The 22971-nt window shown below is 65.8% G+C and carries 20 protein-coding genes; 17 read left to right on the forward strand and 3 right to left on the reverse strand.

The features are described 5' to 3' along the window. Positions 1–11: 11 nt before the first annotated feature. From RM2_RS09125 to RM2_RS09135, 3 genes are read right to left on the reverse strand one after another with little or no spacing between them, the layout of a single operon-like run. Positions 12–860: a carotenoid biosynthesis protein gene (locus tag RM2_RS09125; protein WP_072688654.1), complete on the reverse strand. Its 849-nt coding sequence runs from the start codon at positions 858–860 to the stop codon at positions 12–14. Beyond that, positions 857–2431 carry a phytoene desaturase family protein gene (locus tag RM2_RS09130; RefSeq protein ID WP_072688520.1) on the reverse strand — a complete coding sequence of 525 codons (1575 nt, stop codon included), beginning with the start codon at positions 2429–2431 and terminating at the stop codon, positions 857–859. The genes RM2_RS09125 and RM2_RS09130 overlap by 4 nt, the downstream gene beginning before the upstream one ends. A 25-nt stretch (positions 2432–2456) precedes the next feature. Continuing rightward, positions 2457–3068 (reverse strand): GNAT family N-acetyltransferase, encoded by a 612-nt coding sequence (locus tag RM2_RS09135; RefSeq protein ID WP_072688521.1) that lies wholly within the window; start codon positions 3066–3068, stop codon positions 2457–2459. A 267-nt stretch (positions 3069–3335) separates the two neighbouring features. On the opposite strand from RM2_RS09135, the gene RM2_RS09140 reads away from it, so the two are divergent. From RM2_RS09140 to RM2_RS09220, 17 genes are all read left to right on the forward strand, one after another. Next, entirely contained in the window at positions 3336–3716 is a 381-nt protein-coding gene (locus RM2_RS09140) for an SAV_6107 family HEPN domain-containing protein (RefSeq protein ID WP_072688655.1), read from the forward strand. A 236-nt stretch (positions 3717–3952) separates the two neighbouring features. Beyond that, on the forward strand, positions 3953–4402 hold the full coding sequence (locus RM2_RS09145) for an SCO2097 family morphological protein (protein ID WP_072688522.1): 450 nt from the start codon (positions 3953–3955) through the stop codon (positions 4400–4402). 490 nt (positions 4403–4892) lie between these two features. Continuing rightward, on the forward strand, positions 4893–5324 hold the full coding sequence (mraZ, locus tag RM2_RS09150; protein ID WP_072688523.1) for a division/cell wall cluster transcriptional repressor MraZ: 432 nt from the start codon (positions 4893–4895) through the stop codon (positions 5322–5324). 192 nt (positions 5325–5516) lie between these two features. Further along, positions 5517–6533, forward strand: coding sequence for a 16S rRNA (cytosine(1402)-N(4))-methyltransferase RsmH (rsmH, locus tag RM2_RS09155; RefSeq protein ID WP_072688657.1), 1017 nt, complete (start codon positions 5517–5519; stop codon positions 6531–6533). Then, a complete protein-coding gene (ftsL, locus tag RM2_RS09160; RefSeq protein ID WP_072688524.1) occupies positions 6530–7204 on the forward strand; it encodes a cell division protein FtsL in 675 nt (224 codons plus the stop codon). Before rsmH ends, ftsL begins: the two co-directional genes overlap by 4 nt. Continuing rightward, complete coding sequence (locus RM2_RS09165) at positions 7201–9051, forward strand: peptidoglycan D,D-transpeptidase FtsI family protein (RefSeq protein ID WP_072688525.1); 1851 nt, start codon at positions 7201–7203, stop codon at positions 9049–9051. Before ftsL ends, RM2_RS09165 begins: the two co-directional genes overlap by 4 nt. Positions 9052–9257: 206 nt before the next feature. After that, on the forward strand, positions 9258–10838 hold the full coding sequence (locus RM2_RS09170; RefSeq protein WP_072688526.1) for a UDP-N-acetylmuramoyl-L-alanyl-D-glutamate--2,6-diaminopimelate ligase: 1581 nt from the start codon (positions 9258–9260) through the stop codon (positions 10836–10838). Then, entirely contained in the window at positions 10835–12349 is a 1515-nt protein-coding gene (locus RM2_RS09175) for a UDP-N-acetylmuramoyl-tripeptide--D-alanyl-D-alanine ligase (protein ID WP_072688527.1), read from the forward strand. Before RM2_RS09170 ends, RM2_RS09175 begins: the two co-directional genes overlap by 4 nt. Next, positions 12346–13425 (forward strand): phospho-N-acetylmuramoyl-pentapeptide-transferase, encoded by a 1080-nt coding sequence (gene mraY, locus RM2_RS09180; protein ID WP_072688528.1) that lies wholly within the window; start codon positions 12346–12348, stop codon positions 13423–13425. Before RM2_RS09175 ends, mraY begins: the two co-directional genes overlap by 4 nt. A 4-nt stretch (positions 13426–13429) precedes the next feature. Further along, positions 13430–14956, forward strand: coding sequence for a UDP-N-acetylmuramoyl-L-alanine--D-glutamate ligase (murD, locus tag RM2_RS09185; protein WP_072688529.1), 1527 nt, complete (start codon positions 13430–13432; stop codon positions 14954–14956). Further along, positions 14953–16488 carry a putative lipid II flippase FtsW gene (gene ftsW / locus RM2_RS09190; RefSeq protein WP_072688530.1) on the forward strand — a complete coding sequence of 512 codons (1536 nt, stop codon included), beginning with the start codon at positions 14953–14955 and terminating at the stop codon, positions 16486–16488. The genes murD and ftsW overlap by 4 nt, the downstream gene beginning before the upstream one ends. After that, positions 16485–17630: an undecaprenyldiphospho-muramoylpentapeptide beta-N-acetylglucosaminyltransferase gene (gene murG / locus RM2_RS09195; RefSeq protein WP_072688531.1), complete on the forward strand. Its 1146-nt coding sequence runs from the start codon at positions 16485–16487 to the stop codon at positions 17628–17630. Before ftsW ends, murG begins: the two co-directional genes overlap by 4 nt. Then, a complete protein-coding gene (murC, locus tag RM2_RS09200) occupies positions 17630–19141 on the forward strand; it encodes a UDP-N-acetylmuramate--L-alanine ligase (protein WP_072688532.1) in 1512 nt (503 codons plus the stop codon). The genes murG and murC overlap by 1 nt, the downstream gene beginning before the upstream one ends. Positions 19142–19377: 236 nt before the next feature. Beyond that, the gene (locus RM2_RS09205) at positions 19378–20016 is read left to right on the forward strand and encodes a cell division protein FtsQ/DivIB (protein WP_072688533.1); all 639 of its coding nucleotides are present in this window, start codon (positions 19378–19380) and stop codon (positions 20014–20016) included. A 214-nt stretch (positions 20017–20230) separates the two neighbouring features. After that, a complete protein-coding gene (gene ftsZ, locus RM2_RS09210; RefSeq protein WP_072688534.1) occupies positions 20231–21424 on the forward strand; it encodes a cell division protein FtsZ in 1194 nt (397 codons plus the stop codon). After that, positions 21421–22152, forward strand: a complete 732-nt coding sequence (pgeF, locus tag RM2_RS09215) for a peptidoglycan editing factor PgeF (RefSeq protein WP_072688535.1) — start codon at positions 21421–21423, stop codon at positions 22150–22152. Before ftsZ ends, pgeF begins: the two co-directional genes overlap by 4 nt. A gap of 57 nt (positions 22153–22209) precedes the next feature. Continuing rightward, the gene (locus RM2_RS09220) at positions 22210–22935 is read left to right on the forward strand and encodes a YggS family pyridoxal phosphate-dependent enzyme (protein ID WP_072688659.1); all 726 of its coding nucleotides are present in this window, start codon (positions 22210–22212) and stop codon (positions 22933–22935) included. The last annotated feature ends 36 nt before the right edge of the window (positions 22936–22971 follow it).

Here is a 22971-nt window from a genome sequence, read left to right on the forward strand (position 1 = left end):
GCGGAACGGTGTCAGGTGCGAGGGCGCGTGTCGTACGTCCAGGGTTGGCGGGCACGTTGCCGCATCAGGGAGATGAGCAGAGGGACTCCCAGAATTCCCATCACGATCCATCCGTACATCGCGGAGTACCGCAACTCGGGGGCGCCCAGAAAGACCGAGTGGGCCAGCGCGGAACCAAGCCACGTCCACAGGAACAACCCGATCGGGACGCCATCACTGCGCGGGGCCGCGGCGTCGACCTGGAGTTCGATTCGGCGGTTGACCCCGTGGTCGATCAGGAGGTCGATTCGGTCGACGGCGACGGCCATCACCACCGTCACCAACAACCATCCGGCGTAATTGGTCAGCGGGATGTGCTCGAGGCCGGGAAGACCGGCATCGGCGACGCACCAGGTCCACTGGCCGTCCGCGACCATCTGCGGGTCGAGATACAGGTCCCAGCCGACGACACCGATCGTTGCCAGGAGGATACGAATTGGCCGCAGGAGCGGTCCTCGCGCGAGCACCGACGCCACGCACCACGCAAGGTAGAAGCCGGCCGTCCACGCCAGGGGCACCACGAGGGGAACACCTGCAAGCGCAGGTCCGAGCCGGTCTGCGGTGTAGGCATAGCAGCCGTACGGGTATCCGGTGGCCGTTCCGAGGACCTCCGAGGACAGACCGAGTCCGGCGGTCACGATAACCAGCCCGGCAGTCCAGCGTGCTCCTCGGGTGGCGGCCGCATGGGTGATACACGCCGCCGCGAGCAGCACGACCACCGATACGGTGAGCGCGTCGCGCGCCCCGCCCTGCACCAGCGGATAGAGAATTTGCGTTACGACGGCCGCTGCGGCGAGAAACACCGAGAGACGGCCAGTCATCGCGCCGGCCACAGGCGCCGTAGGCCGCGCCGTGCATCGTGGAGTGCCACCTGTGCAGCGCTTCGGCCGCTCGCGCCGGATACGCCGCCACCCGGGTGTGTCGAGGCCCCGGTCAGATACAGGCGGTCGGCGCCGGGAACGCGGTGCCCCGACAGTTCGGGCAGTGGACGCCACATCATCATCTGGTCCAGCGACATTTCGACGTGCATGACGTTGCCGCCGACCAGTCCCATCTCGTCTTCGAGGTCCTGCGGCGACTGCACGTGCCGGTCGAGCACGGATGCGCTGAAGCCGGGCGCGAGCGCGTCGATCTCAGCGATGATCCGATCGGCCTCGGGCCGGGCCAGGTCGCCCCACCTGCGACCACCACTGAGCCGGTACGGCTGCCATTGGGACCACAGGGTCACCTGATGCTGGCCGACCGGTGCGATGGAGGGGTCCAGGCTGCTGAAGCTCATTCCGAGAACCGCTGGACGCGGGGGGAGTTCCCCGGCCAGGGCAGCGCCGTGGGCGAGTCGCAGGTGTGCACGATCGGATACCAGCAGTTGAAGCCCGTGGGTGACTGAGGAATCGGGCGCGCTCGGGTAATCGGGGAGCGCGTCGGTGGCCAGTCGCACAGCCATCCCGATTCCTGGTCCGACGCGAATCCGGCGACGCCAGCGGTCGATTGTCTGTCTATCGTGTCCGCCACGCGCGAGGAGATCGAGGGTCGTGAGGACGTGGCAGCCCGCGACGACCACGCGCGATCGGATCTCGCGGCCCGAGGACGTTCGGGTCGTCCAGGAGTCGCCGTGACGTGTCAGCGCCGTCACCGAATCGCCGAGCGAGACTGTGCCGGAGTCCGAACGTAATCGGGACGCGAGGGCAGCGGTCAGGGCGCCGCTCCCGCCGACCGCACGGCCCGGAGGAACGGTGTGCATGAGGGCGGCGAATCCGACCATCGGCGCCGTGCCGGGCTCGGACATCGGCGGGCCCGACTGGGCGCCGAACCAGGCGAGCGCGGCCTTGAGTCGTTCGTTGTCGAAGTACTCGTCCAGTAGAGCGTCCCCGGAGCCGAGGAACTGTCGGGATAGGTCGCTGCCGCCCCCGCCCGCATCGAGTCCCCAGAACGAGGAGAGCAGCGCGGGCGCGGTCGGCGGCTTCGAGAACGCGCGCATGACGCGGGCGCTGCGCGGACCCCATACCTCGACGAACCGGCGGTATGCGTCGGCATCGGCGGCCCCGCAGGACTCTTGGATGGACAGGCATGTCGAGGCGAGGCTGCGGTGGAAAACGATTCCAGGCTCGCCCGCATGTGCCGGCGCCGGCGCAAAGGCCCACGGATCGCAGTCGAGGTATCTCAGGCCGTGCGCCCCTAGGTCGAGCTCTTCGACGATTCCCGTGTGGCGCACCATGATGTGCGCGGACGAACCGCGGTCGACTTTGTGTCCGGGAAAACGTTGCACCGTGGATACCGCACCGCCGAGAACGGTGTCACGTTCGATCACCTCGACGGACCATCCGGATCGTGCGAGGTAACACGCCGACACCAGGGCGTTGTGTCCCGAACCCACTACCACCGCATCGATCATCGGGCGGATCCGCCCAATGGGCCAATCACAGCGGAAGCCCTCGTCCAAGCACTGCGAAAGGGCGGTTGTCGCCGCCGAATCGGAAGTGCCGCAGGACATCTCTGAAGCCGAGGCGCCGATAGAGCCGCCAGGCACGGTTGTCCTCGTCAGCGACCTCCGGCGTGGACAGCAGGACACCCCGCTCGGGTCTGTCTTCGAGGAGCCGTAGGAGCAGCGTCTCACCGAGTTGATGCCCCTGGGCATCGGGGTGGACGTGTAGTTCGGTGAGTTCGAAGTAGTTGGCGAGGAGTACGTCGATCTGGTCCCGGCTCCACCCCGTGTGCCGCAGCCCCGAGCGGACCTGCTGGTGCCACCACTGTCCGGGAGCGCCGCTGTACCCGTAAGCGATGGCTACGAGGCGGGGTGGCGCGTCTTCAGGAGATCCGTCTCCGACCGGGACGAGCGCGGCGACGGCGCGCCACCCCGAGCGCCGAAGATGCTCACTCCACATAGGCGCCCGGTGATACTCGGTGCCGTGGGGGTAGCCCATGGCGGCGACGTAGACCGACAGCGCCTCGTGCAGGCGGTCGCGGAACTCGGCGGCCGAGAGTTCAACCACCAGTGGGGTCTGGTCAGCGTGCGTGTCTACCGGTCTCACCTTTCTGTTGACGACGTGTCGGTGGGTCCAGCTATATTGAATAGATCGAACTGATGTTCGATATAGGGGATCCGGCGATGCTCGAGGGAAGCGAGCACCACTGGACCCCCGACCTAGCACGAATTCAAAGGTCTGACTATGCCCGGCGGGGTGTTGCACCGGGGTTGGGAGGTGTTCGAAGTGTCGACGAACTCGGTCGCAGGACCGAACTCTGGGGATTCCCGTCGACCGGGAATCGTGCGCGACCCGGCGTCCAGGCGAGGGTCGGTGCTGCTCGATCGCGCCGACGCCCTCCTGTCGCAATCGGTGGGAGCGGGCGCGCCGGCAGACCGATTCCACAGCGCATATCTGGCTGCACTGAGAGGGGCGGGTGCGGTGTTGGCCACCGCTGAGCGGACGTCGTCGGGCAATCGAAGGACACGAACGCGTAACGCCTGGGTTCTCTTGGCCCATGCCGCGCCGGATTTGGCGAGCTGGGCCGACTACTTCGCCAGTCACTCGGCCACCCGTGCGGCAATCGAAGCCGGTATGTCGCGGATCTTGACCGATTGGGAGGCCGACGAGTTCTTCGTCGAGGTCGGGCGCTTCCTGCAGGCTGTCGAAGATCGCATCGGACATGACGCAGGTCTCGATTTGCGGGCGTCTTAGCCGGGGACGACGGCCGAAAATCGCGGGAAAGAGGTGGGTCGCACGCGAGATTGCGGTGCCCCGAACGGAGATCGGCGTGGCGGTCCGTAGGATCAGTGGCGAACTCGTACGCCGAGTAGGTGGTACGAGGATCGAACTACTCGTATTATTAGACCTAGGTAGTCGCCAAAAAGTCGGCTACCCACCGACTCGCAACGCGAGGCGGTGGCCAACAATCCAGTGCCGGGGGAGGTACCGTGCCACTCTCCGAGCACGAGCAGCGAATGCTCGACCAGATCGAGAGCGCTCTCTACGCCGAGGATCCCAAATTCGCCTCGACGGTCCGAGGTGGTCGCATACGTGCGGCGTCGAGTCGTCGCCGAGTGCAAGCTATTGCCCTGTTCGTTCTTGGGCTCGTCCTGCTCGTCGCCGGCGTTGCCCTGCCGATCACCCGGCTGGGTGATTTTCCAATCCTCAGCCTGATCGGTTTCATCGTCATGTTCGGTGCCGGAATTCTGCTCCTATGGGGTGGAGATAAGAGCAAGTCCGGACAGGAATCTCAAGATGACTCGACCTCGCAAGGTTCGACCGCACAACAAGGCGGGACAGGTGGGCCCGATCGAGGCAAGCCCCGAAGCGGCCGCAAGAGTGGCGGATTCTCGTCACGAATGGAAGACCGCTTCAAAAAGAGATTCGACCAAGAGTAGTATCGCTCGCTCGTAGCATTGGCGGCGTGACATAAATATGTCGCGCCGCTAATGCATTTTTGGAGTGTGTTCGCAATATTCTTGCGGTTGCATCCGGTCTGCGTAATTCGGTTGGGCCAGTGAACCATCCTGGTCGTTGCGATTACCCACAACCACCCACTGGCGTTCCCCACTTCCCCCAACCGCGTCCGCGGCATTCCACGTTGCGGTGACCACGCTTGCGTGCCGCCCTCTCACCTGGGCTTCTGGTGGATTCGACGCCGCTGTGCGGCGTGGAGCCGGAAATGGATCCGATATGTCGACGGTCAGGTCCGTATTTCCCCCACCGCCTTCTATCTGCGTTGACCTGCAAATATCTAAAAGATTGGAGGACGACACTCTGCTTTCTTCCTTATGGGTGGGGGAATGTGGGGTACTGTGGTGTACAGCGGGGAGCGAAGGTGAACCGCCGGGGTGTGGCGTTCGACATGAATGTGGCGGGAGGTGTCGAGTGTTTCTCGGTACTTACACGCCCAAGCTCGACGACAAGGGGCGGCTCACATTGCCTGCGAAGTTCCGGGATGCACTGGCGGGAGGGTTGATGGTCACCAAGGGTCAGGATCACAGCCTCGCGGTGTATCCCCGAGAAGAGTTCGCCGGCCTTGCTCGCAAGGCCGCGGCAGCGTCGAGAAGCGATGCGGAAGCGCGGGCATTCGTTCGCGGACTGGCAGCGGGCACCGACGAGCAGCATGCAGATGCCCAGGGGCGCATCACCCTCTCGGCAGATCACCGTCGCTACGCGGGTCTCTCCAAGGACTGCGTAGTGATTGGTTCGGTCGATTTCCTCGAAATCTGGGATGCACGATCCTGGCGGACCTACGTCGAGGAGAACGAGGAGAGCTACTCGCAGGCAACAGGAGTCGCGCTGGGCGAGATCGTATGAGCCTGATCTCGAGTGCCGCGAGGCCTCTGTCCGACGGAACCCTGACGCACTTCCCCAGCGCCAGGTTTCCTTCTCGGACAGGGACCTCGAGGCATTCGCTAAGGCAGCCGGCCGACAAAGGAAGTTCAAGTAGTGGAAACCCGGGCACCGGATAGGTTCACCCGCACCGCAGAATCAGGAGCCGGAGGAATGATGGTGGATCAGGAGGGAGTGAGTTCCTCGCCCGCCGACAGTTTCGGTCATATCCCGGTTTTGCTCCACCGTGCACTCGAACTCCTGGGTCCGGCGCTCACCGTGAACGACCCCCAGGGTGGGGGAGCGGTAATGATCGATGCGACACTCGGTCTCGGTGGACACTCCGAGCACTTTCTCCGGGCCTACCCTCAGCTGAAATTGATCGCACTCGACCGTGATCCGAATGCGCTCGAGATCGCCCGCGGCAGGCTCGCGCCGTATGCAGGGCGGATCACATTCGTTCACACTCGATACGACGGCATCGAGGATGCGCTCGGTCAGGCGGATCTGCCCGCGGAGGAGTCGGTTAACGGGATCCTGTTCGATCTCGGTGTGTCGTCGATGCAACTCGATGAATCGGACCGCGGGTTCGCGTATTCCATCGACGCGCCTCTCGATATGCGGATGGACCCCACCACCGGTATCACCGCGGCGGGGGTGCTCAACACCTATGGTCACGGCGATCTCGCTCGGGTCCTCAGCACCTACGGTGAAGAGCGATTCGCCGGCAAGATCGCGTCGGAGATCGTCCGGCAGCGCGCGAAGGAGCCGTTCACCACCAGTGCGGCGCTGGTCGAGTTGCTCTACCGCGCCATTCCTGCGGCGACCCGCCGTACCGGCGGACATCCTGCCAAACGGACGTTCCAAGCACTTCGGGTGGAGGTCAACGGTGAGCTCGATTCACTACGCACCGCGATACCGGCTGCTCTCGACGCGTTGACCGTCAAGGGACGCGTCGTGTTCATGTCGTACCAATCATTAGAAGACAGGGTCGTCAAGCAGGAAATCACACCCAGGTCGAAGTCGAAGAGCCCCGAAGGGCTTCCTGTCGAACTGCCTGGGATGGGTCCCGAGTTTCGCATCCTCACACGAGGGGCGGAACGCGCGTCCGAACAAGAAGTTGAAGAGAACCCACGATCAGCCCCGGTGCGGTTGCGCGCTGCAGAAAGAATTGCCAGGAGGTCGGCGGCATGACGATTCAGGTGAGTTCCACCGAAACGCGGCCCGTACGTGCGGAAAAGCGTTCGGGCGCCGCAGAGCGTGCGTACAAGAAGCGCACGCAGCGTGCGTCCGCGAGCGGTAGCTCCGCCGCCACCGTGTCCGGTCGGAACCGCACCGTGGTCGCCGCCCGCATCCCGTTCGTGGCGACGATCATCGGACTGCTCGGTATCGGCCTCGCCGTGACCCTGCTGCTGACCACGCGTTCCGCGGAGGACTCGTATCAGCTGAGTGCTGCACGTGCCCACAACCAATCCCTTGCGCAAGAGAAGGCTGCGCTGCAACGTGACGTCGAGACCGCGAACTCCGCGCCGAAACTGGCGGAGGAAGCAGCCAAACTCGGCATGGTGCCGGCGAAGGATCCGGCGCGACTCGTCGTCCATGCCGACGGCAGTGTCGAGGTCGTCGGAACTCCCGCCCCGGCTTCAGGTTCCCCGGTGCCGCCGCTCGACGTCGCCGCTCCGTCCACGAACGAGGGCATCCTTGTCCCGACCGCGCCGACCCGCGGTGCCATCACCCAGTCGCCGCGCGCCACACCGCAATCTGGTCACAGCCCAGAAATTCAGGCTCGGGGTGAACAACTCGTTCCGGTGATCCCGTCGACCACCACACCGACGACTGCACCACCGCCCGGTGGTCGCCGGTGAGCCGAAACGCTCCGAGAAGTCGCAACCGGCGCCCCAAGGGCGCCGGTTCGGCGGCCTTTCCGTTCAGACAGCGGATCGGACGCATGATGATGTTCGGAGCGCTCGGTGTTGCCGCGCTGCAACTTCTGTGGATCCAGGTCGTCGACGCTCCGCGGCTGTCGGCCGAGGCGGCGGATCAACGCTCTACCACCGAGGTGGATCCGGCGCTGCGTGGTTCGATCACCGACCGCAGCGCCAATCCCATCGCGTTCACTATGGAAGCGAAGGCGCTGACCTTCCAGCCCACGCGTGTTCGTCAGGACCTCGAGGAAGCGAAAGCCAAGAGCGAGACCGCTCCCGACGTGGATTCGCGGCTCGACGCCATCGCGAAGGAGATTCACGACCGACTCGGCGAGGCCGCGCCCGAAGAGGATCTGAAGGAAAAACTTCACAGCGACGACACCTTCGTCTATCTCGCCCGCAGCGTCGATCCTGCGGTCGCCGCGCAGGTCAGCGACAAGTTTCCGGAAGTTGGCCTCGAACGTCAGGACGTCCGTGAGTATCCGGGTGGATCTCTCGCGGCCAACATCGTCGGTGCCACCGGTTGGGATGGTCACGGGTTGCTCGGTCTCGAGGACTTACTCGATTCCACTCTCGCCGGCACCGACGGATCGCAGACGTACGACCGCGGGTCCGATGGCGCGGTGATTCCCGGTAGCACGCGTGACGAACAACCGGCTGTGAACGGATCGAGTGTCGAACTCACCATCGACTCCGATCTGCAGTACTACGTACAACAGCAGGTGCAGGCGGCAAAGGACTTGTCCGGCGCCCAGGATGCGTCGGTGGTGGTCCTGGACGCCCGCACCGGTGAGGTGCTCGCCATGTCGAATGACGACACGTTCAACCCGGCGATCGGGGTGGGTAACAATCCGCGGTCCGTTCAATTGGGCAACCTGCCGGTCACCACGCCGTTCGAACCGGGTTCTGTCAACAAGATCGTCACTGCCGCCGCAGCGATCGAGTACGGGCTGACCACGCCGGACGAGGTGCTCCAGGTCCCGGGCAGCATTCACATGGCGGGCGTGACGGTGAAGGACGCATGGGCGCACGGTGTAGTCCCCTACACAACCACCGGAGTGTTCGGTAAGTCCTCGAACGTGGGCACGCTGATGTTGGCTCAGCGAGTGGGTGAGGACCGATATGCGGAAATGTTATCGAAGTTCGGCCTTGGTCGGCGCACCGACGTCGGGCTTCCCCATGAGAGTGCAGGCATCGTGCCGAGCCGCGACCAATGGTCGGGAGGTACGTTCGCGAATCTTCCCATCGGTCAGGGTCTGTCGATGACGTTGTTGCAAATGACCGGCATGTACCAGGCCATCGCCAACGACGGAGTCCGTATCCCGCCCCGCATCGTTCAGGCGACCATCGATGCATCCGGAAACCGGACTGAGACGGAGAAACCCGAGGAGGTGACAGTCGTCAGCCCGCAGACCGCAACGACCGTACGAGACATGTTCCGGGCCGTCACCCAGAACGACACGGGAAACCAGCGGGGAACCGGGGTGCAGGCAGCCGTCGACGGATACCAGATCAGCGGTAAGACGGGGACGGCCCAGCAGGTCGACCCCGCGTGCAGATGCTATTCGAACTCGAACTACTGGATCACGTTCGCTGGGATCGCTCCCGCCGACGACCCGCGGTACGTCGTCGGAATCATGCTCAACGCGCCGACACGCAGCACAGATGGTTCCGGCGGGCAGTCCGCTGCACCCCTGTTTCACAACATCGCATCCTGGATGCTGCAACGCGACAGTGTGCCGATGTCCCCGGACCCCGGTCGCAAGCTGATGTTGCAAGTCGATTGATCGAAGGTCGGCCGAATCGGGTTTCGAGATCGGTCGCGGTAATCTGACACGTCGGCCGCTGACGTGAACACAGTCTTTCGCGTGGGCGCAGTGAGTTGCCGCGTCAGCACTCTGCACCCGAACGTGCACGGCGGCCGTTGTCAACAGTGAAATCGACATCCGAGAGGAGTCCGGTGCCCGTTCCGCCTCGCCCGCAACCGGCGTCAATGGAGGTGAAGGTCTCCGACATCCTTCGTCCCGATCAGCCGGTCCGTACCGCGGTCGGCGCCCTGGCCGCGCTCATCGGCGCGCAAGTCGAGGCACTCGCGGGAGTCGCGGATGATGTGATCGTGACCGGAGTGAGCCTGCGCGCTCAGGCGATCGCGGCCGGCGACCTGTTCGCGGGCCTTCCCGGGGCACGAACACACGGGGCAGAGTTCGCCGCCGAGGCCCTCGAACGCGGAGCGACCGCCATCCTCACCGACAAGGTTGGATTTGCGCGCGTGTCCCACCTCGCATCCGAGGTGCCGGTGCTCGTCCACGACGACCCACGCGGGGTCTTGGGTGAATTGTCGGCCACCATCTACGGTCGGCCTTCCGAGAAGATGCAGGTCATTGGGATCACTGGAACGTCGGGCAAGACCACGACGTCGTATCTACTCGAGTCTGCGCTCATCGCGGCCGGTCGAACGACAGGCCTCGTCGGCACCATCGAGATTCGTATGGGTGGACGGCGGGTACCTAGCGCACTCACGACCCCGGAGGCCCCGCAGCTCCACGCTCTGTTTGCGGTCATGTTGGAGCAAGGGGTCGATACCGTAATCATGGAGGTGTCCAGTCACGCGCTGTCCCTCGGCCGTGTCGACGGTGTTCGTTTCGACGTAAGTGCCTTCACTAACCTCTCACGGGACCACCTGGACTTCCACCGCGACTTCGAGGACTACTTCGCTGCCAAGGCCCGCCTCTTCTCCGCCGATTCGCTGACGCACGCCGAACGCGCTGTCATCTGCGTCGACGACAGGTGGGGGCAGCGCATGGCCGACGTGGCGCGCGGTGCGCATTCGGCCGTGACGACGGTAGCCACCACGCCTGAGGTCGCGGGCGCGTCGTGGAGAGCAGGACCCGCAACGGTGTCGCCGTCGGGCACGCAGACCTTCGGCCTCACGACCGCAGACGGGACGACGTTCGACGTGGTGCTCCGACTACCCGGCCGGTACAACGTGGCCAACGCATCCCTCGCCATCGCGCTGTGTGCCGCCCTGGGTGTCGACCCGCACGACGCCCTCGAGGGTATCGCCGCCGTCGACGTGCCGGGCCGGGTAGAACGAATCGATCGGGGACAAGACTTCCTCGCCGTTGTCGATTATGCGCACAAACCTGCTGCGCTCGACGCGGTGATCGCGACTTTGCGTGAACAGGTACAGGGCCGGATCGTCATTGTCGTGGGTGCCGGCGGTGACCGTGACGCGCAGAAGCGGCCCCTGATGGGTGCCGCGGCCGCGCGAGGCGCCGACCTCGTGGTCATCACCGACGACAACCCGCGTACCGAGGATCCGGCCACGATCAGGGCCGCGGTCCGGGAGGGAGCTCTCGCGGTGCCCGAATCCGAGCGGGGACATGTATGGGAAGTGGCCGACCGAGCGAGGGCGATCGCCGACGCCGTCGGTTGGGTGCAGGCAGGCGATGTGGTCCTGGTTGCGGGTAAGGGACACGAGATCGGTCAGGAGATACACGGGGTGAAGTACCCATTTGACGACCGCGACGTACTGGGCGCCGCGATCGAACGAGTAGTCGGAGAAGCGCAATGATCCCGATGACACTCGCGCGCATCGCGCAGATTGTGGGCGGTGAACTACACGACGTCGACGATCCGTGCGCCGAGGTGACCGGAACGGTCGAGTTCGATTCGCGCGAAATTGCCGACGGCGGACTGTTCCTCGCTCTGCCCGGCGCCCGGGTCGACGGCCACGACCATGCCGCCGCCGCCGTCGAGGCTGGCGCTGTGGCGGTCCTGGCTGCCCGGCCGGTAGGTGTTCCCGCCATCGTGGTGTCCCCGACGCCCAGCGATGTCCCCAGCCGCGCGATGGCCCTCGAGTATGACGCCGACGGATCGGGCGCCGCTGTGCTGGCGGCTCTGGCGGCACTCGCGCGTGCCTCCGTCGACGGCCTCGTCGCGAATGGGTTGACTGTCGTAGGCGTCACCGGATCCGCCGGAAAGACGTCCACCAAGGATTTGCTCGCCGCAGTCCTGCGTCCGCTGGGCTCGGTGGTCGCGCCGCCCGGATCGTTCAACAATGAACTCGGACACCCCTGGACCGCGCTTCGAGCGGATGCAGACACGCGGTTTCTCGTCCTGGAGATGTCGGCCCGCAGCCGCGGCCACATCGCCTCCCTCGCGAACATCGCGGCCCCGAGGATCGGGGTAGTTCTCAACGTCGGAACGGCACATCTCGGCGAGTTCGGTTCGCGGGACGCTATCGCCGCAGCCAAAGGTGAACTCGCGGAATCGCTGCCGTCCGCCGCCGATGGTGGCGTCGCGATCCTCAACGCCGACGATCCGCTCGTGTCGGCGATGGCGTCACGCACGTCGGCGCGGGTGGTATTGGTCGGCCAGTCGGAATCTGCAGACGTGCGGGCAACCGACGTCGCCCTCGACGAGAAGGCCAGCGCACGTTTCACGCTCACCACCCCGGCGGGCAGCGTTCGGGTGTCGCTGGTCGTGCATGGTGAACACCAGATCGGCAATGCGCTCGCAGCTGCAGCGGTGGCTCTCGAATGCGGAGCCGATCTCGAGCAGGTCGCGCGGGCACTGGGCGTCGCCTCCGCGGTGTCGGCTCGTCGGATGGATGTCCGCGACGGTCCCCACGGTGTCACGGTGGTGAACGATTCGTACAATGCGAATCCCGACTCGATGCGGGCAGCCCTCAAGGCGCTGGTGTCGATGGCGAGGACGGGTCGCGGAGCGGCGCGGCGGAGTTGGGCCGTACTCGGAGAAATGGGCGAGCTGGGCCCGGAATCAGTGGTCGAACATGATGCCATCGGTAGATTTGCAGTCCGGCTGGACGTGAGCCGACTGATCGTCGTCGGAACGGGCCGGCCCTCCCGCGCCATGCACCAGGGTGCGGTCATGGAGGGTTCGTGGGGCGAAGAGTCGATTCTCGTTCCCGACATCAAAGCCGCAATCGCGTTGCTCGAAGAAGAAGTGGAACCGGGTGATCTGGTGCTGGTCAAAGGGTCGAATTCGGTCGGGTTATGGGAGGTCGCAGACGCGTTGCTGGCGGGAAGCACGGAACCGAAGGGTTCGGAGGCCACACGGTGAGACAGATCCTCTTCGCGGCGGGCATCGCGCTCGCCGTCTCGATCATGTTGACTCCGGTTCTGGTCAAGGCCTTCTCCCGTCAGGGATTCGGCCAAGAGATTCGGGTCGAGGGTCCGGCGAGTCACCAGTCGAAGCGCGGCACCCCGACCATGGGCGGCGTCGCCATCCTCGCCGGACTGTGGGCCGGCTACTGGGGTTCGCATCTGATCGGCATTGGCTACAACGCGGACGGGCCGTCGGCGTCGGGACTTCTGGTGCTGGGTCTGACGACCGCACTGGGTGGCGTCGGCTTCCTCGACGATTTCATCAAGATTCGCAAGCAGCGCAACCTGGGATTGAACAAGACGGCGAAACTGGTCGGCCAGTTGGTCGCCGCCGTTGCGTTCGGCATCCTCGCCCTGCAGTTCCGCGGCGCGGACGGTCTCACACCCGGAAGTGCCCACCTGTCGTACGTCCGCGACATCGCGACGGTCTCGTTGGGCTCGGTCGTGTTCGTGGCCTTCTGTTATCTGCTGGTCAGCGCCTGGTCGAACGCCGTCAATCTTACTGACGGCCTGGACGGCCTGGCCGCCGGTTCGATGAGCCTCGTGCTCGGGGCCTACGTGATCATCACGTTTTGGCAGTACCACAACGCGTGCGGGAGGATTATCGTTCAGGGCTGCTATGACGTCCGGGATCCACTCGACCTCGCGCTGATCTGCGCGTCGGCTGCCGGTGCGTGCATCGGATTCCTGTGGTGGAACGCTGCGCCTGCCAAGATTTTCATGGGCGACACCGGATCCCTCGCGCTCGGTGGCCTGCTTGCAGGTTTGTCGATCACGACTCGCACAGAACTGCTCATGGTCGTGATCGGTGCGCTGTTCGTCGCCGAGGCGGCATCGGTGGTGATCCAGGTCGCGGTGTTCCGGTCCAGTCGAAGACGGGTTTTCCGGATGGCCCCATTCCACCACCACTTCGAACTTGCGGGATGGGCGGAAACCACTGTGATCATCCGCTTCTGGTTGCTGGCGGCGATCGCCTCGGCGGTTGGGCTGGCGCTGTTCTACAGCGAGTACCTGGCAGCGGTCGGGGGCTGACGGCGTGGCGGAGGAACGCGGTGAGCTCGATTGGCTGCATGGTCGCCGTGTTCTCGTCGCCGGCGCGGGTATCTCCGGCAGGGCTACCATAGAGCCACTCAATGACCTCGGCGCCTTTGTGACCGTCACCGACTCGGACGTTCACGCTCTCGCCGCGTGTGCACGTATCGGGGCTACGACGGTTCCGCTCGACAACTTGCTCCCTGATCGGGGCCGCATCGCCGAATTCGCGCTGGTCGTGGCCAGCCCGGGGTTCCGCCCAGACGCGCCTCTGCTGTCTCTGGCTGCGAGGGAAGCGGTGCCCGTCTGGGGCGACATCGAACTCTCCTGGCGGGTGGATCGAGCCGGGCTGTATGGACGGCCGCGTCGGTGGCTGGTCGTGACCGGCACCAACGGCAAGACCACCACGACCTCGATGCTGCACGCCATCCTAGAGGCGGCAGGGTTGCCGAGCCTTGCCTGCGGCAACATCGGACTACCCGTACTCGACGCCTTACGGAAGACCACGCCCCGGGCGGAGGTGCTCGCCGTGGAACTCTCCTCCTTCCAGTTGCACTGGACACAGTCCGTCCGGCCCACAGCCGGGGTGATCCTCAATATCGCGGAAGACCACCTCGACTGGCACGGGGGCATGCAGGCGTACATCGACGCGAAGTCGCGCGCGTTGTCCGGCGAGGTCGCGGTGCTGGGTTTGGATGACGCCGTCGCGTCGTCGCTCTTCTCTTCGTCGCCGGCCCCTCGGACCCTGGGTTTCCGGCTGGGCGTGCCTGCGTCGGGTGAGTTGGGTGTCGAAGATGGGTATCTCCTCGACCGCGCGTTCGCCGACGGGGAGCGGCTGGCGCCGGCGGAGGGGATCATCCCGCCCGGACCAGCCGGGCTGATGGACGCACTGGCAGCCGCGGCACTTGCGCGGGCGGTCGGCGTCACGTCGGATGCCGTCGCCGACGGTCTCGCCACCCACGTGGTGGGTCCGCACCGGGCGGAGAGCGTCGCCGTTGTCGGGGGTGTGACGTTCGTCGACGATTCCAAGGCCACCAACCCGCACGCAGCCCGTTCATCGATTCTCGCCCACGAGCGGGTGGTGTGGATCGCCGGTGGCCTGCTCAAGGGTGCGCGGGTCGACGACCTGGTTCAGGAGGTCGCCGGACGCCTTTCAGGAGCTGTGCTACTGGGGCTCGATGCGGTGCAGATTGCAGAGTCGCTTTCGCGACACGCCCCCGAGGTACCCGTGGTCGGTGTCGAAACGGGAGACGATACAGGAGTGATCGAAGTCCCACGGGCGCGGGGCGCACAAAATTGGACGCAGACCGCGGCACTACGGGTGGTACTCCCCCCGGATACCGATGGTGACGCCCTGATGGGCGTTGTCGTCCGTGAGGCTGCAGCAATGGCGGCAGCGGGCGACGCCGTCGTTCTGGCGCCCGCTGCCGCGTCCCTCGACATGTTCGACAACTACGGCCACCGGGGACGTAGCTTCGCGGACGCCGTCGGTGCGCTCGACGAATCGGACATCTCCAGGAAACTGCGATGACCTCGGCCGGATCACGGACCCGCCGCGTTCCCGACAGGCAGCGGGCCCCTGCTCGCACGGCGGCGGCGGGAGTCTCGAGTCGAGCACCGTCCGCCCCACGAACGCGCAAGCCACCACCGCGGGCACCGCGTACCCGAATCGGGACCTGGTTGTCCCGGCCGCTGGCCTCGTTCCACCTCGTAGTGACCATCGCGGCTCTGCTGACGGTGCTCGGCCTGGTGATGGTGCTGTCGTCGTCCAGCGTCGAGGCGTACGCCTCCGATGGTTCGGCCTACACCCTGTTCACCCGTCAGGTGCTCTTCGCGGGTCTCGGTGTCGTCCTCTTCTATGTGGCGCTGCAGCTCCCGATCCGGATGATGCGCAGATCGTCGTTCCTGGCGTTCGCAAGCACGATCATCCTCCTCGTGCTGGTCCTGATCCCCGGTATCGGCACCAAATCCCAGGGCACCCGCGGCTGGTTCGTGGTCGCCGGATTCTCGCTGCAGCCCTCCGAGTTGGCAAAGATCGCGCTGGCTGTCTGGGGTGCGCACATTCTGGCGTCGCGGCGGCGCGACATCCCGAGTGTCGGGGGCATGCTCGTTCCGCTCATTCCGGCGACGCTTGTGGCGCTCGTACTGATCCTCTTGCAACCCGACCTCGGAACTACGGTCTCGCTGGCCATCATCGTGTTGGCGTTGCTGTGGTTCGCGGGACTGCCGCTCAAGCTGTTCATTGCGATCGTCGGTACAGGGCTCGTCGGCACTGTGATTCTGGCGCTCACTGCGGGCTACCGGTCTGCACGGATGCGTGAGTTCTTCAATCCGGGTACCGACCCGCAGGGCGCCGGCTACCAGTCGCGGCAGGCGATGTATTCGCTCGCGGACGGCGGAATACTGGGGCGCGGTCTAGGGCAGAGTCGCGCGAAGTGGAGTTACCTGCCGAACGCGCACAATGATTTCATCTTCGCGATCATCGGTGAGGAACTCGGGTACCTCGGCGGCGCAGCGGTGCTCGGATTGTTCGGTCTGTTCGTGTACACCGGGCTCCGTGTCTCGGCGCGTTCGGTCGATCCGTTTCTGCGGTTACTCACAGGTACGGCCACGGTGTGGATCACCGGCCAGGCGTTCATCAACGTGGGTTATGTGATCGGGTTGCTGCCGGTCACCGGACTGCAGTTGCCACTGGTGTCTGCGGGCGGAACGTCGACGGCCACTACTTTGTTCATGTTCGGCCTCGTAGCCAATGCGGCGCGGCACGAACCGGAGGCGGTTGCGGCGCTGAACTCGGGTCAGGACGGCCGCTTCGGGCGCCTTCTGCGACTGCGCAAGCCTGATGCGTACTCGCCGATGAGGGCCGAGGCTGTGCGTGCAGAGGCGGTACGGCGCGCGGAGGCGGATCGGCGTGCGGGTCGCGAGGCGGCTGCGCGTACACGCAGCGTCTCATACGAGAAGGGCCGATCCGCACGCGGTGGCAAGGGCGGCAAACCCGAACGGGGTGTACGTCAACAGCGAAGCTCGGGCGGCCGAGCAGGAGAGCGAGGATTTCGTAGGTGAGCGGCGACAAGTCTGTCCTGTCGGTGATCGTGGCCGGTGGTGGCACCGCAGGGCATATCGAACCCGCTCTGGCAGTGGCCGATGCGATCAAGGCGATCGACTACAACGTGGTGGTAACTGCGATCGGCACGGCGCGTGGTCTCGAGACCGCCCTGGTTCCGGGGCGCGGCTACCCGTTGGAGCTCATTCCTCCGGTGCCGCTGCCGCGCAAGCTTTCACTCGATCTACTGAGGCTTCCCGGTCGACTTCGAGAGTCCGTCCGGCGGACCCGCGAGGTGCTCGACAGAACCGAAGCCGACGTGATCGTCGGCTTCGGAGGCTACGTCGCCGTGCCAGCATATTTGGCTGCCGGGCGGGGGTTGCTTCGCCGCAGGCGCCGGATTCCGATCGTGGTCCACGAGGCGAACGCGAGCGCCGGAATCGCGAACAAGATCGGGGCCCGGCGTGCCGCCCGCGTCCTCGCCGCGGTCGCAGGTTCCGGTGTCGCGGCGCGCGGGCGCTCGGATGCCGAGATTCTCGGAATCCCGGTGAGGGCGTCGATCACCGGTCTGGACCGAACTGCGCTGCGGGCGCAGGCACGGGAATACTTCGGGCTTCCTGCGGAGGGTCCGGTTCTGCTGGTCTTCGGTGGCTCGCAGGGCGCCCGGTCGCTCAACGACGCCGTGTCGGCTGCGGCCGGGTCACTCGCCGCGGCCGGTGTGGCCGTCATACACGCGCACGGACCGAAAAACACCCTCGACGTTCCCGCGACGAAGGGTGGGCCGCCCTACGTCGCCGTTCCGTATCTGTCGCGGATGGACCTCGCGTATTCGGCGGCGGACGTCGCAATCTGCCGTTCCGGCGCCATGACAGTGGCAGAGGTGTCGGCCGTAGGCTTGCCTGCGGTGTACGTGCCGCTGCCGCACGGCAACGGCGAGCAGGAACTGAATGCGCGACCGGTTGTCGCGGCCGGGGGTGGCATGATCGTCTCCGATGGAGACCTGTCCGCCGGATTCGTCGCGGAGACCGTGATCCCTCTGCTGCGCGACCCCGTGCGACTCGAGGACATGGGACGCCGCGCGGCCGGGGCGGGTCACCGGAGCGCAGCCGCCGAGGTTGCGCGGATCGTGCTCGACGTGGCCGCGCTGACAAGGGGAACCTGATGACCGATTTGCCCGCGGATTTGGAACGCGTCCACATGGTCGGGATCGGCGGAGCCGGAATGTCTGGAATCGCGCGGATCCTGCTGGCCCGGGGTGGGCAGGTGTCCGGATCTGACGCCAAGGAGAGCCGCGGCGTACTGGCCCTTCGTGCTCGTGGTGCGCAGGTCCGCATCGGCCACGACGGCAGTGCCCTCGACCTTCTGCCCGGCGGCCCGACGGTAGTGGTCACCACGCACGCCGCGATCCCCAAGGACAACTCGGAACTGGTGGAGGCGGCCAGGCGCGGCATCCCGGTGATCTTGCGCCCCACGGTCCTCGCCTCTTTGATGCGGGGGCACCGCACCCTGCTGGTGTCGGGCACCCACGGTAAGACGTCGACGACGTCGATGGTGGTGGTGGCATTGCAACATTGCGTGTTCGATCCGTCGTTCGCCGTCGGCGGTGAACTGAACGAGGCGGGCACCAACGCCCATCACGGCAGCGGTGACGTATTCGTGGCAGAGGCCGACGAGAGTGACGGTTCGCTGCTCCAGTACGACCCCGACGTCGTCGTCGTGACGAATATCGAGGCGGACCATCTCGATCACTTCGGCACTCCCGAGGCATACACGCAGGTGTTCGACGACTTCGCTGCCAAGCTCTCACGCGGGGGTCTGCTCATCGCCTGCCTCGACGATCCCGGATCTGCCGCGCTCGCCCAACGGGTGACAGCCAAGCAGCTGCCGGGCGTGCGGGTGCTCGGATACGGCAGTGCGGAGAACGAGGGCGGCGCTTTCGATCCGGTCGACGGCGTCGAGGTCGGTGCGCGACTGCTCAGCTTCGAGGCCAGGGACGTCGGCGGAGTCCTGCAGTTTCAGTTGGCAGGAGAACATGAGCCGAGGACCGTCCGGATGGGAGTGCCGGGCCGGCACATGGCGCTCAACGCCCTGGCCGCCATACTCGCGGCACGCGAAGCCGGTGCCGACGTGGACGAGATCCTCGAAGGCATCGCCGGATTCGGGGGAGTGCACCGCCGGTTCCAGTTCACCGGGCGCGAACACGGGGTCCGCGTGTTCGATGACTACGCGCATCATCCGACGGAGGTCCGCGCCGTGCTCGGTGCCGCCGCCGATCTGGTTCCCAAACCCGACGAGGCTGACCGTCGCGAGTCCGAGGACTCGGTGCGCAGGGGTAAAGTCATCGTCGTGTTTCAGCCCCACCTGTACTCTCGCACAGCAACATTCGCGAAGGAATTCGGTAACGCACTCGACCTCGCAGACGAGGTCATGGTGCTCGACGTCTACGGCGCCAGGGAAGAACCACTCCCTGGTGTCAGCGGCGCACTGGTCGCGCTGGCGGTGTCCAAGCCGGTGCACTATCAGCCCGATCTGTCGCAGGTGCCGCGTCAGGTCGCGGCCCTCGCGTCGCCTGGCGACGTCGTGATCACCATGGGTGCGGGTGACGTGACGATGCTCGGCAACCAGATCCTCGATGCCCTGCGTGCGGCCCCCCGCCACGACCCGCCGCGATGACGCAGGAGCGTCGCGGCCGGTCCGAGCGCCCAGTCCGCCGCGCCACCCAGCGCAGTCGGTCGCAGGGGCGTTCGACCGGCGCCCGGGGCGCGGCGGCTGAACGCACGACATCGCGCAAACGGACCTCGGCGGCCGCCGATTCAGGCATGGGGCACACGCAGGAATCGGCCTCGGCGGCGCGGAGGCCGGCAACGGCTGACGAGCCACCCCGGCCGTGGTACCGCAGGCCATCGGCGATGGGTGTCGTCGGTGTCGTCGTGGCCGTAGCGCTCGGTCTCGTCGCATGGTTCACGCCGCTGCTGTCGGTGCGCGAGATCGACGTCGCGGGTGCCACGTCGATCCCCGAGGAGCAGATCCGCCTGGTCTTGGCAGTCCAGCATGGGCAACCGTTGTTGCGCGTCGACACGGAGTCTGCCGCGCAACGGGTCGCGGAGATTCCCAAGGTGGCGTCTGTGCGGGTGCAACGTGTGTATCCGTCCTCGATCCGGGTCACGGTGACCGATCGGGTGCCCGTCGTGTTCATCGACACGCCAGGCGGTACTCACCTCCTCGACGCGGATGCCGTCGACTACGAGATTGCGCCCCCGCCGCCCGGTGTTCCGCGACTGGTGACAGAGAAGCCGGGTTGGGGTGATCCATCGACCGAGGCGGCACTCGACGTGCTGGAGTCGATGCCGCCGCAACTGCGAGGTCAGGTGGGGCAGATTGCCGCGACTTCGATTTCGGACATATCGGTGACCCTGCTCGACGGTCGGGCTGTGGTGTGGGGAGGTGCGGAGAACTCCGCGCGCAAGGGTGCTGTCGCCCTGCCCCTGCTGACCCAGTCCGGGCAGACGTACGACGTGTCGAGTCCCGATCTGCCGACGGTACGATGAGGGAGCGGGACTCGGATGCGAAACCGGTGTGCGGGTTCGTCAAATAACTTGGTGCGCCTCGGCGCGCCTAATGGCGTATCCCTGAACCGGTGCATAGCGTTTCGCTTTAGTCGAGCACTTGACATAAACGTAACCCTATGGTTTAGGTCGAGGCATCGTCTCGGCTGATGTGTTGTACGAAAGCGCGATTCACACTCACGGAAGGCGAGAGCCGATGACGCCCCCGCATAACTACCTCGCCGTAATCAAGGTCGTCGGCATCGGCGGCGGCGGCGTGAACGCAGTCAACCGGATGATCGACCAGGGTCTCAAGGGAGTCGAGTTCATCGCCGTCAACACCGACGCGCAAGCGCTGCTGATGAGCGATGCCGACGTCAAACTCGACGTTGGCCGAGAACTCACCCGTGGGCTCGGTGCCGGCGCGGATCCCGAAGTCGGCCGCAAGGCCGCCGAAGACCACAAGGACGAGATCGAGGAAGTCCTCAAGGGCTCCGACATGGTGTTCGTGACCGCGGGCGAGGGCGGCGGTACGGGCACCGGCGGCGCGCCGGTCGTGGCGAGCATCGCGCGCAAGCTCGGGGCGCTCACCGTCGGTGTCGTCACGCGCCCGTTCTCATTCGAGGGCAAGCGGCGCGGAGGCCAGGCCGACACGGGCATTCAGTCGTTGCGTGAATCCTGCGACACGCTCATCGTCATCCCGAACGATCGCCTGCTGCAACTCGGTGACGCCGCAGTCAGCCTGATGGATGCTTTCATCAGTGCAGACGAGGTGCTGCTCAACGGCGTCCAGGGCATCACCGACCTCATCACGACCCCGGGTCTGATCAACGTCGACTTCGCCGACGTCAAGGGTGTCATGTCCGGTGCGGGCAGTGCGCTGATGGGCATCGGATCCTCGCGTGGGGAGGGTCGGGCCATCAAGGCGGCGGAATCAGCGATCAACTCTCCACTTCTGGAGGCGTCGATGGAAGGTGCGCGTGGCGTGCTGCTGTCGATTGCCGGTGGTAGTGACCTCGGCCTGTTCGAGATCAACGAGGCCGCGTCACTGGTGCAGGAAGCTGCCCACATCGACGCCAACATCATCTTCGGCACCGTCATCGACGATTCGCTCGGCGACGAGGTGCGTGTCACCGTCATCGCCGCCGGGTTCGACGGAGGCACTCCGACTCGTCGTCCCGTCGAGTCCGGCGTGGCAAGTCGTAGCGCCATCGGTGCTGCACGCGCAGGCGATTCAGCGCCGGCCGAGCAGCAGAGCGAGTCGGTTTCGGTGACGCGCGAAACGATCGCCCCCCCGCACCGGGGTTCGAACAGCCTGCCTCCACTTCCGGGCAAGGGCCAGTCCCGTACTGCGCCCGCGTTCGACGAGGACAGCGAAGACGACATCAACGTGCCCGACTTCATGCGTTGAGTCCGCGGTCCACCCCAAAGTTTCGGGTTCGACGAGTCGTCACCTCCCGCGTGGGGGGTGCGTCCGTCGCGCCGTACGACTCGTTCAATCTCGGTGATCACGTCGGGGACGACCCCGCGGCGGTCCAAGCGAACCGGCGGCGACTGGCGGAGCGGATCGGCGTTGCGGGCGACCATCTGATCTGGATGGAGCAGATTCATGGTCGCAACGTGACTGTGGTCGACGGCCCCACCGACACGGTCGTACCCGCCACGGATGCGGTGGTGACGAAGGTGCCGGGACTTGCGCTCGCGACTTTGAGTGCCGACTGCGTACCGGTGCTGTTGTCCGACGACGAGGCGGGTGTGATCGCTGCCGTCCATGCCGGCCGGATCGGCGCCCGCATCCGCATCGTTCCGCGGGTTCTCGACGTCATGGTGGCGCAGGGTGCGCGAATCGAGCGGATCGGCGGGTTCCTGGGGCCGGCTGCGAGCGGTCGCCAGTACGAGGTTCCGGCGGCGATGCAGGCGGACGTCGAGAAGTTCCTCCCAGGTAGTGCTACGCGCACTGTCAAGGGAACGCCCGGCCTCGACCTGCGCGCCGGCATTCGTCGGCAACTCCTGGATGCGGGCGTCTCGGGGGTCGCGGAGGATCCGCGGTGCACCATCGAGGACCGGACTCTGTTCAGTCACCGCCGGGAGGCTCCGACTGGCCGCCTCGCTGCGGTGATCTGGATGGATATTGGGTAGTCGGCGTGTGATCGCTGCCGGCGACGGTGAGAGATTCAGGGTGTGGGTGTGAAAACGATGAACAGGGTCGACGAGATCGAGGCGGCACTGAAGGCCGTGCGCGAACGGCTCGATGCGGCTTGCCGGACGGCGGGTCGGGATCCCTTGGAGGTTTCGCTCCTTCCAGTTACCAAGTTCTTCCCGGAATCGGACGTCCGTATTCTCTACGACCTCGGGTGCAGGGATTTCGCGGAGGCGCGGGAGCAGGAGGCCACTTCGAAGATCGAGGCCTTCCGCGCGGAGGTGGCCGATCAGTCGGTGCGGTGGCATATGATCGGGCACCTACAGCGCAACAAGTCCCGGGCGGTTGCGGGCTGGGCTTACTGCATTCACTCGCTGGACCGGGAACGACTCATCGGCGCACTCGGCCGCGCTGCGGCGACCGCACTCGAGGCTGGGGAGCGGGCCCAACCCCTGCGGGTACTGCTCCAGGTGAGTCTCGACGGTGACCCGCAGCGGGGCGGGGCGGCCATCTCCGATCTCGAATACCTCGCCGAGCAGGTGCAATCGTCGCCGGGTTTGGACTATCGAGGATTGATGGCGATTCCGCCCATCGATGCCGACCCGGATGCGGCGTTCGGGGAATTGCAGGAAATTCACGCGCGACTGCGCCTCGAATATCCGGAGGCGACGGAACTCTCGGCTGGTATGACGAATGATCTCGAGCATGCTGTTCGACACGGGTCCACCTGCGTGCGTGTCGGAACGGCCCTGTTGGGTTCGAGGCCTATAACCTCGAAATAGATCGCCCAGGTGATCGACTACCGGTCCGCACCGCTG

The sequence above is a fragment of the Rhodococcus marinonascens NBRC 14363 genome (assembly GCF_001894885.1).
Classification (GTDB): domain Bacteria; phylum Actinomycetota; class Actinomycetes; order Mycobacteriales; family Mycobacteriaceae; genus Rhodococcus_F; species Rhodococcus_F marinonascens.

Excerpts from the sequence above, each read along its gene's own strand:
- ftsZ (WP_072688534.1), top strand. The coding sequence starts at position 20,231 with ATGACGCCCCCGCATAACTACCTCGCCGTAATCAAGGTCGTCGGCATC.
- RM2_RS09125 (WP_072688654.1), bottom strand. The coding sequence starts at position 860 with ATGACTGGCCGTCTCTCGGTGTTTCTCGCCGCAGCGGCCGTCGTAACG.
- RM2_RS09205 (WP_072688533.1), top strand. The coding sequence starts at position 19,378 with ATGGGTGTCGTCGGTGTCGTCGTGGCCGTAGCGCTCGGTCTCGTCGCA.
- RM2_RS09220 (WP_072688659.1), top strand. The coding sequence starts at position 22,210 with ATGAACAGGGTCGACGAGATCGAGGCGGCACTGAAGGCCGTGCGCGAA.
- RM2_RS09175 (WP_072688527.1), top strand. The coding sequence starts at position 10,835 with ATGATCCCGATGACACTCGCGCGCATCGCGCAGATTGTGGGCGGTGAA.
- RM2_RS09130 (WP_072688520.1), bottom strand. The coding sequence starts at position 2,431 with ATGATCGATGCGGTGGTAGTGGGTTCGGGACACAACGCCCTGGTGTCG.
- ftsL (WP_072688524.1), top strand. The coding sequence starts at position 6,530 with ATGACGATTCAGGTGAGTTCCACCGAAACGCGGCCCGTACGTGCGGAA.
- RM2_RS09170 (WP_072688526.1), top strand. The coding sequence starts at position 9,258 with ATGGAGGTGAAGGTCTCCGACATCCTTCGTCCCGATCAGCCGGTCCGT.
- ftsW (WP_072688530.1), top strand. The coding sequence starts at position 14,953 with ATGACCTCGGCCGGATCACGGACCCGCCGCGTTCCCGACAGGCAGCGG.
- murC (WP_072688532.1), top strand. The coding sequence starts at position 17,630 with ATGACCGATTTGCCCGCGGATTTGGAACGCGTCCACATGGTCGGGATC.
- rsmH (WP_072688657.1), top strand. The coding sequence starts at position 5,517 with ATGGTGGATCAGGAGGGAGTGAGTTCCTCGCCCGCCGACAGTTTCGGT.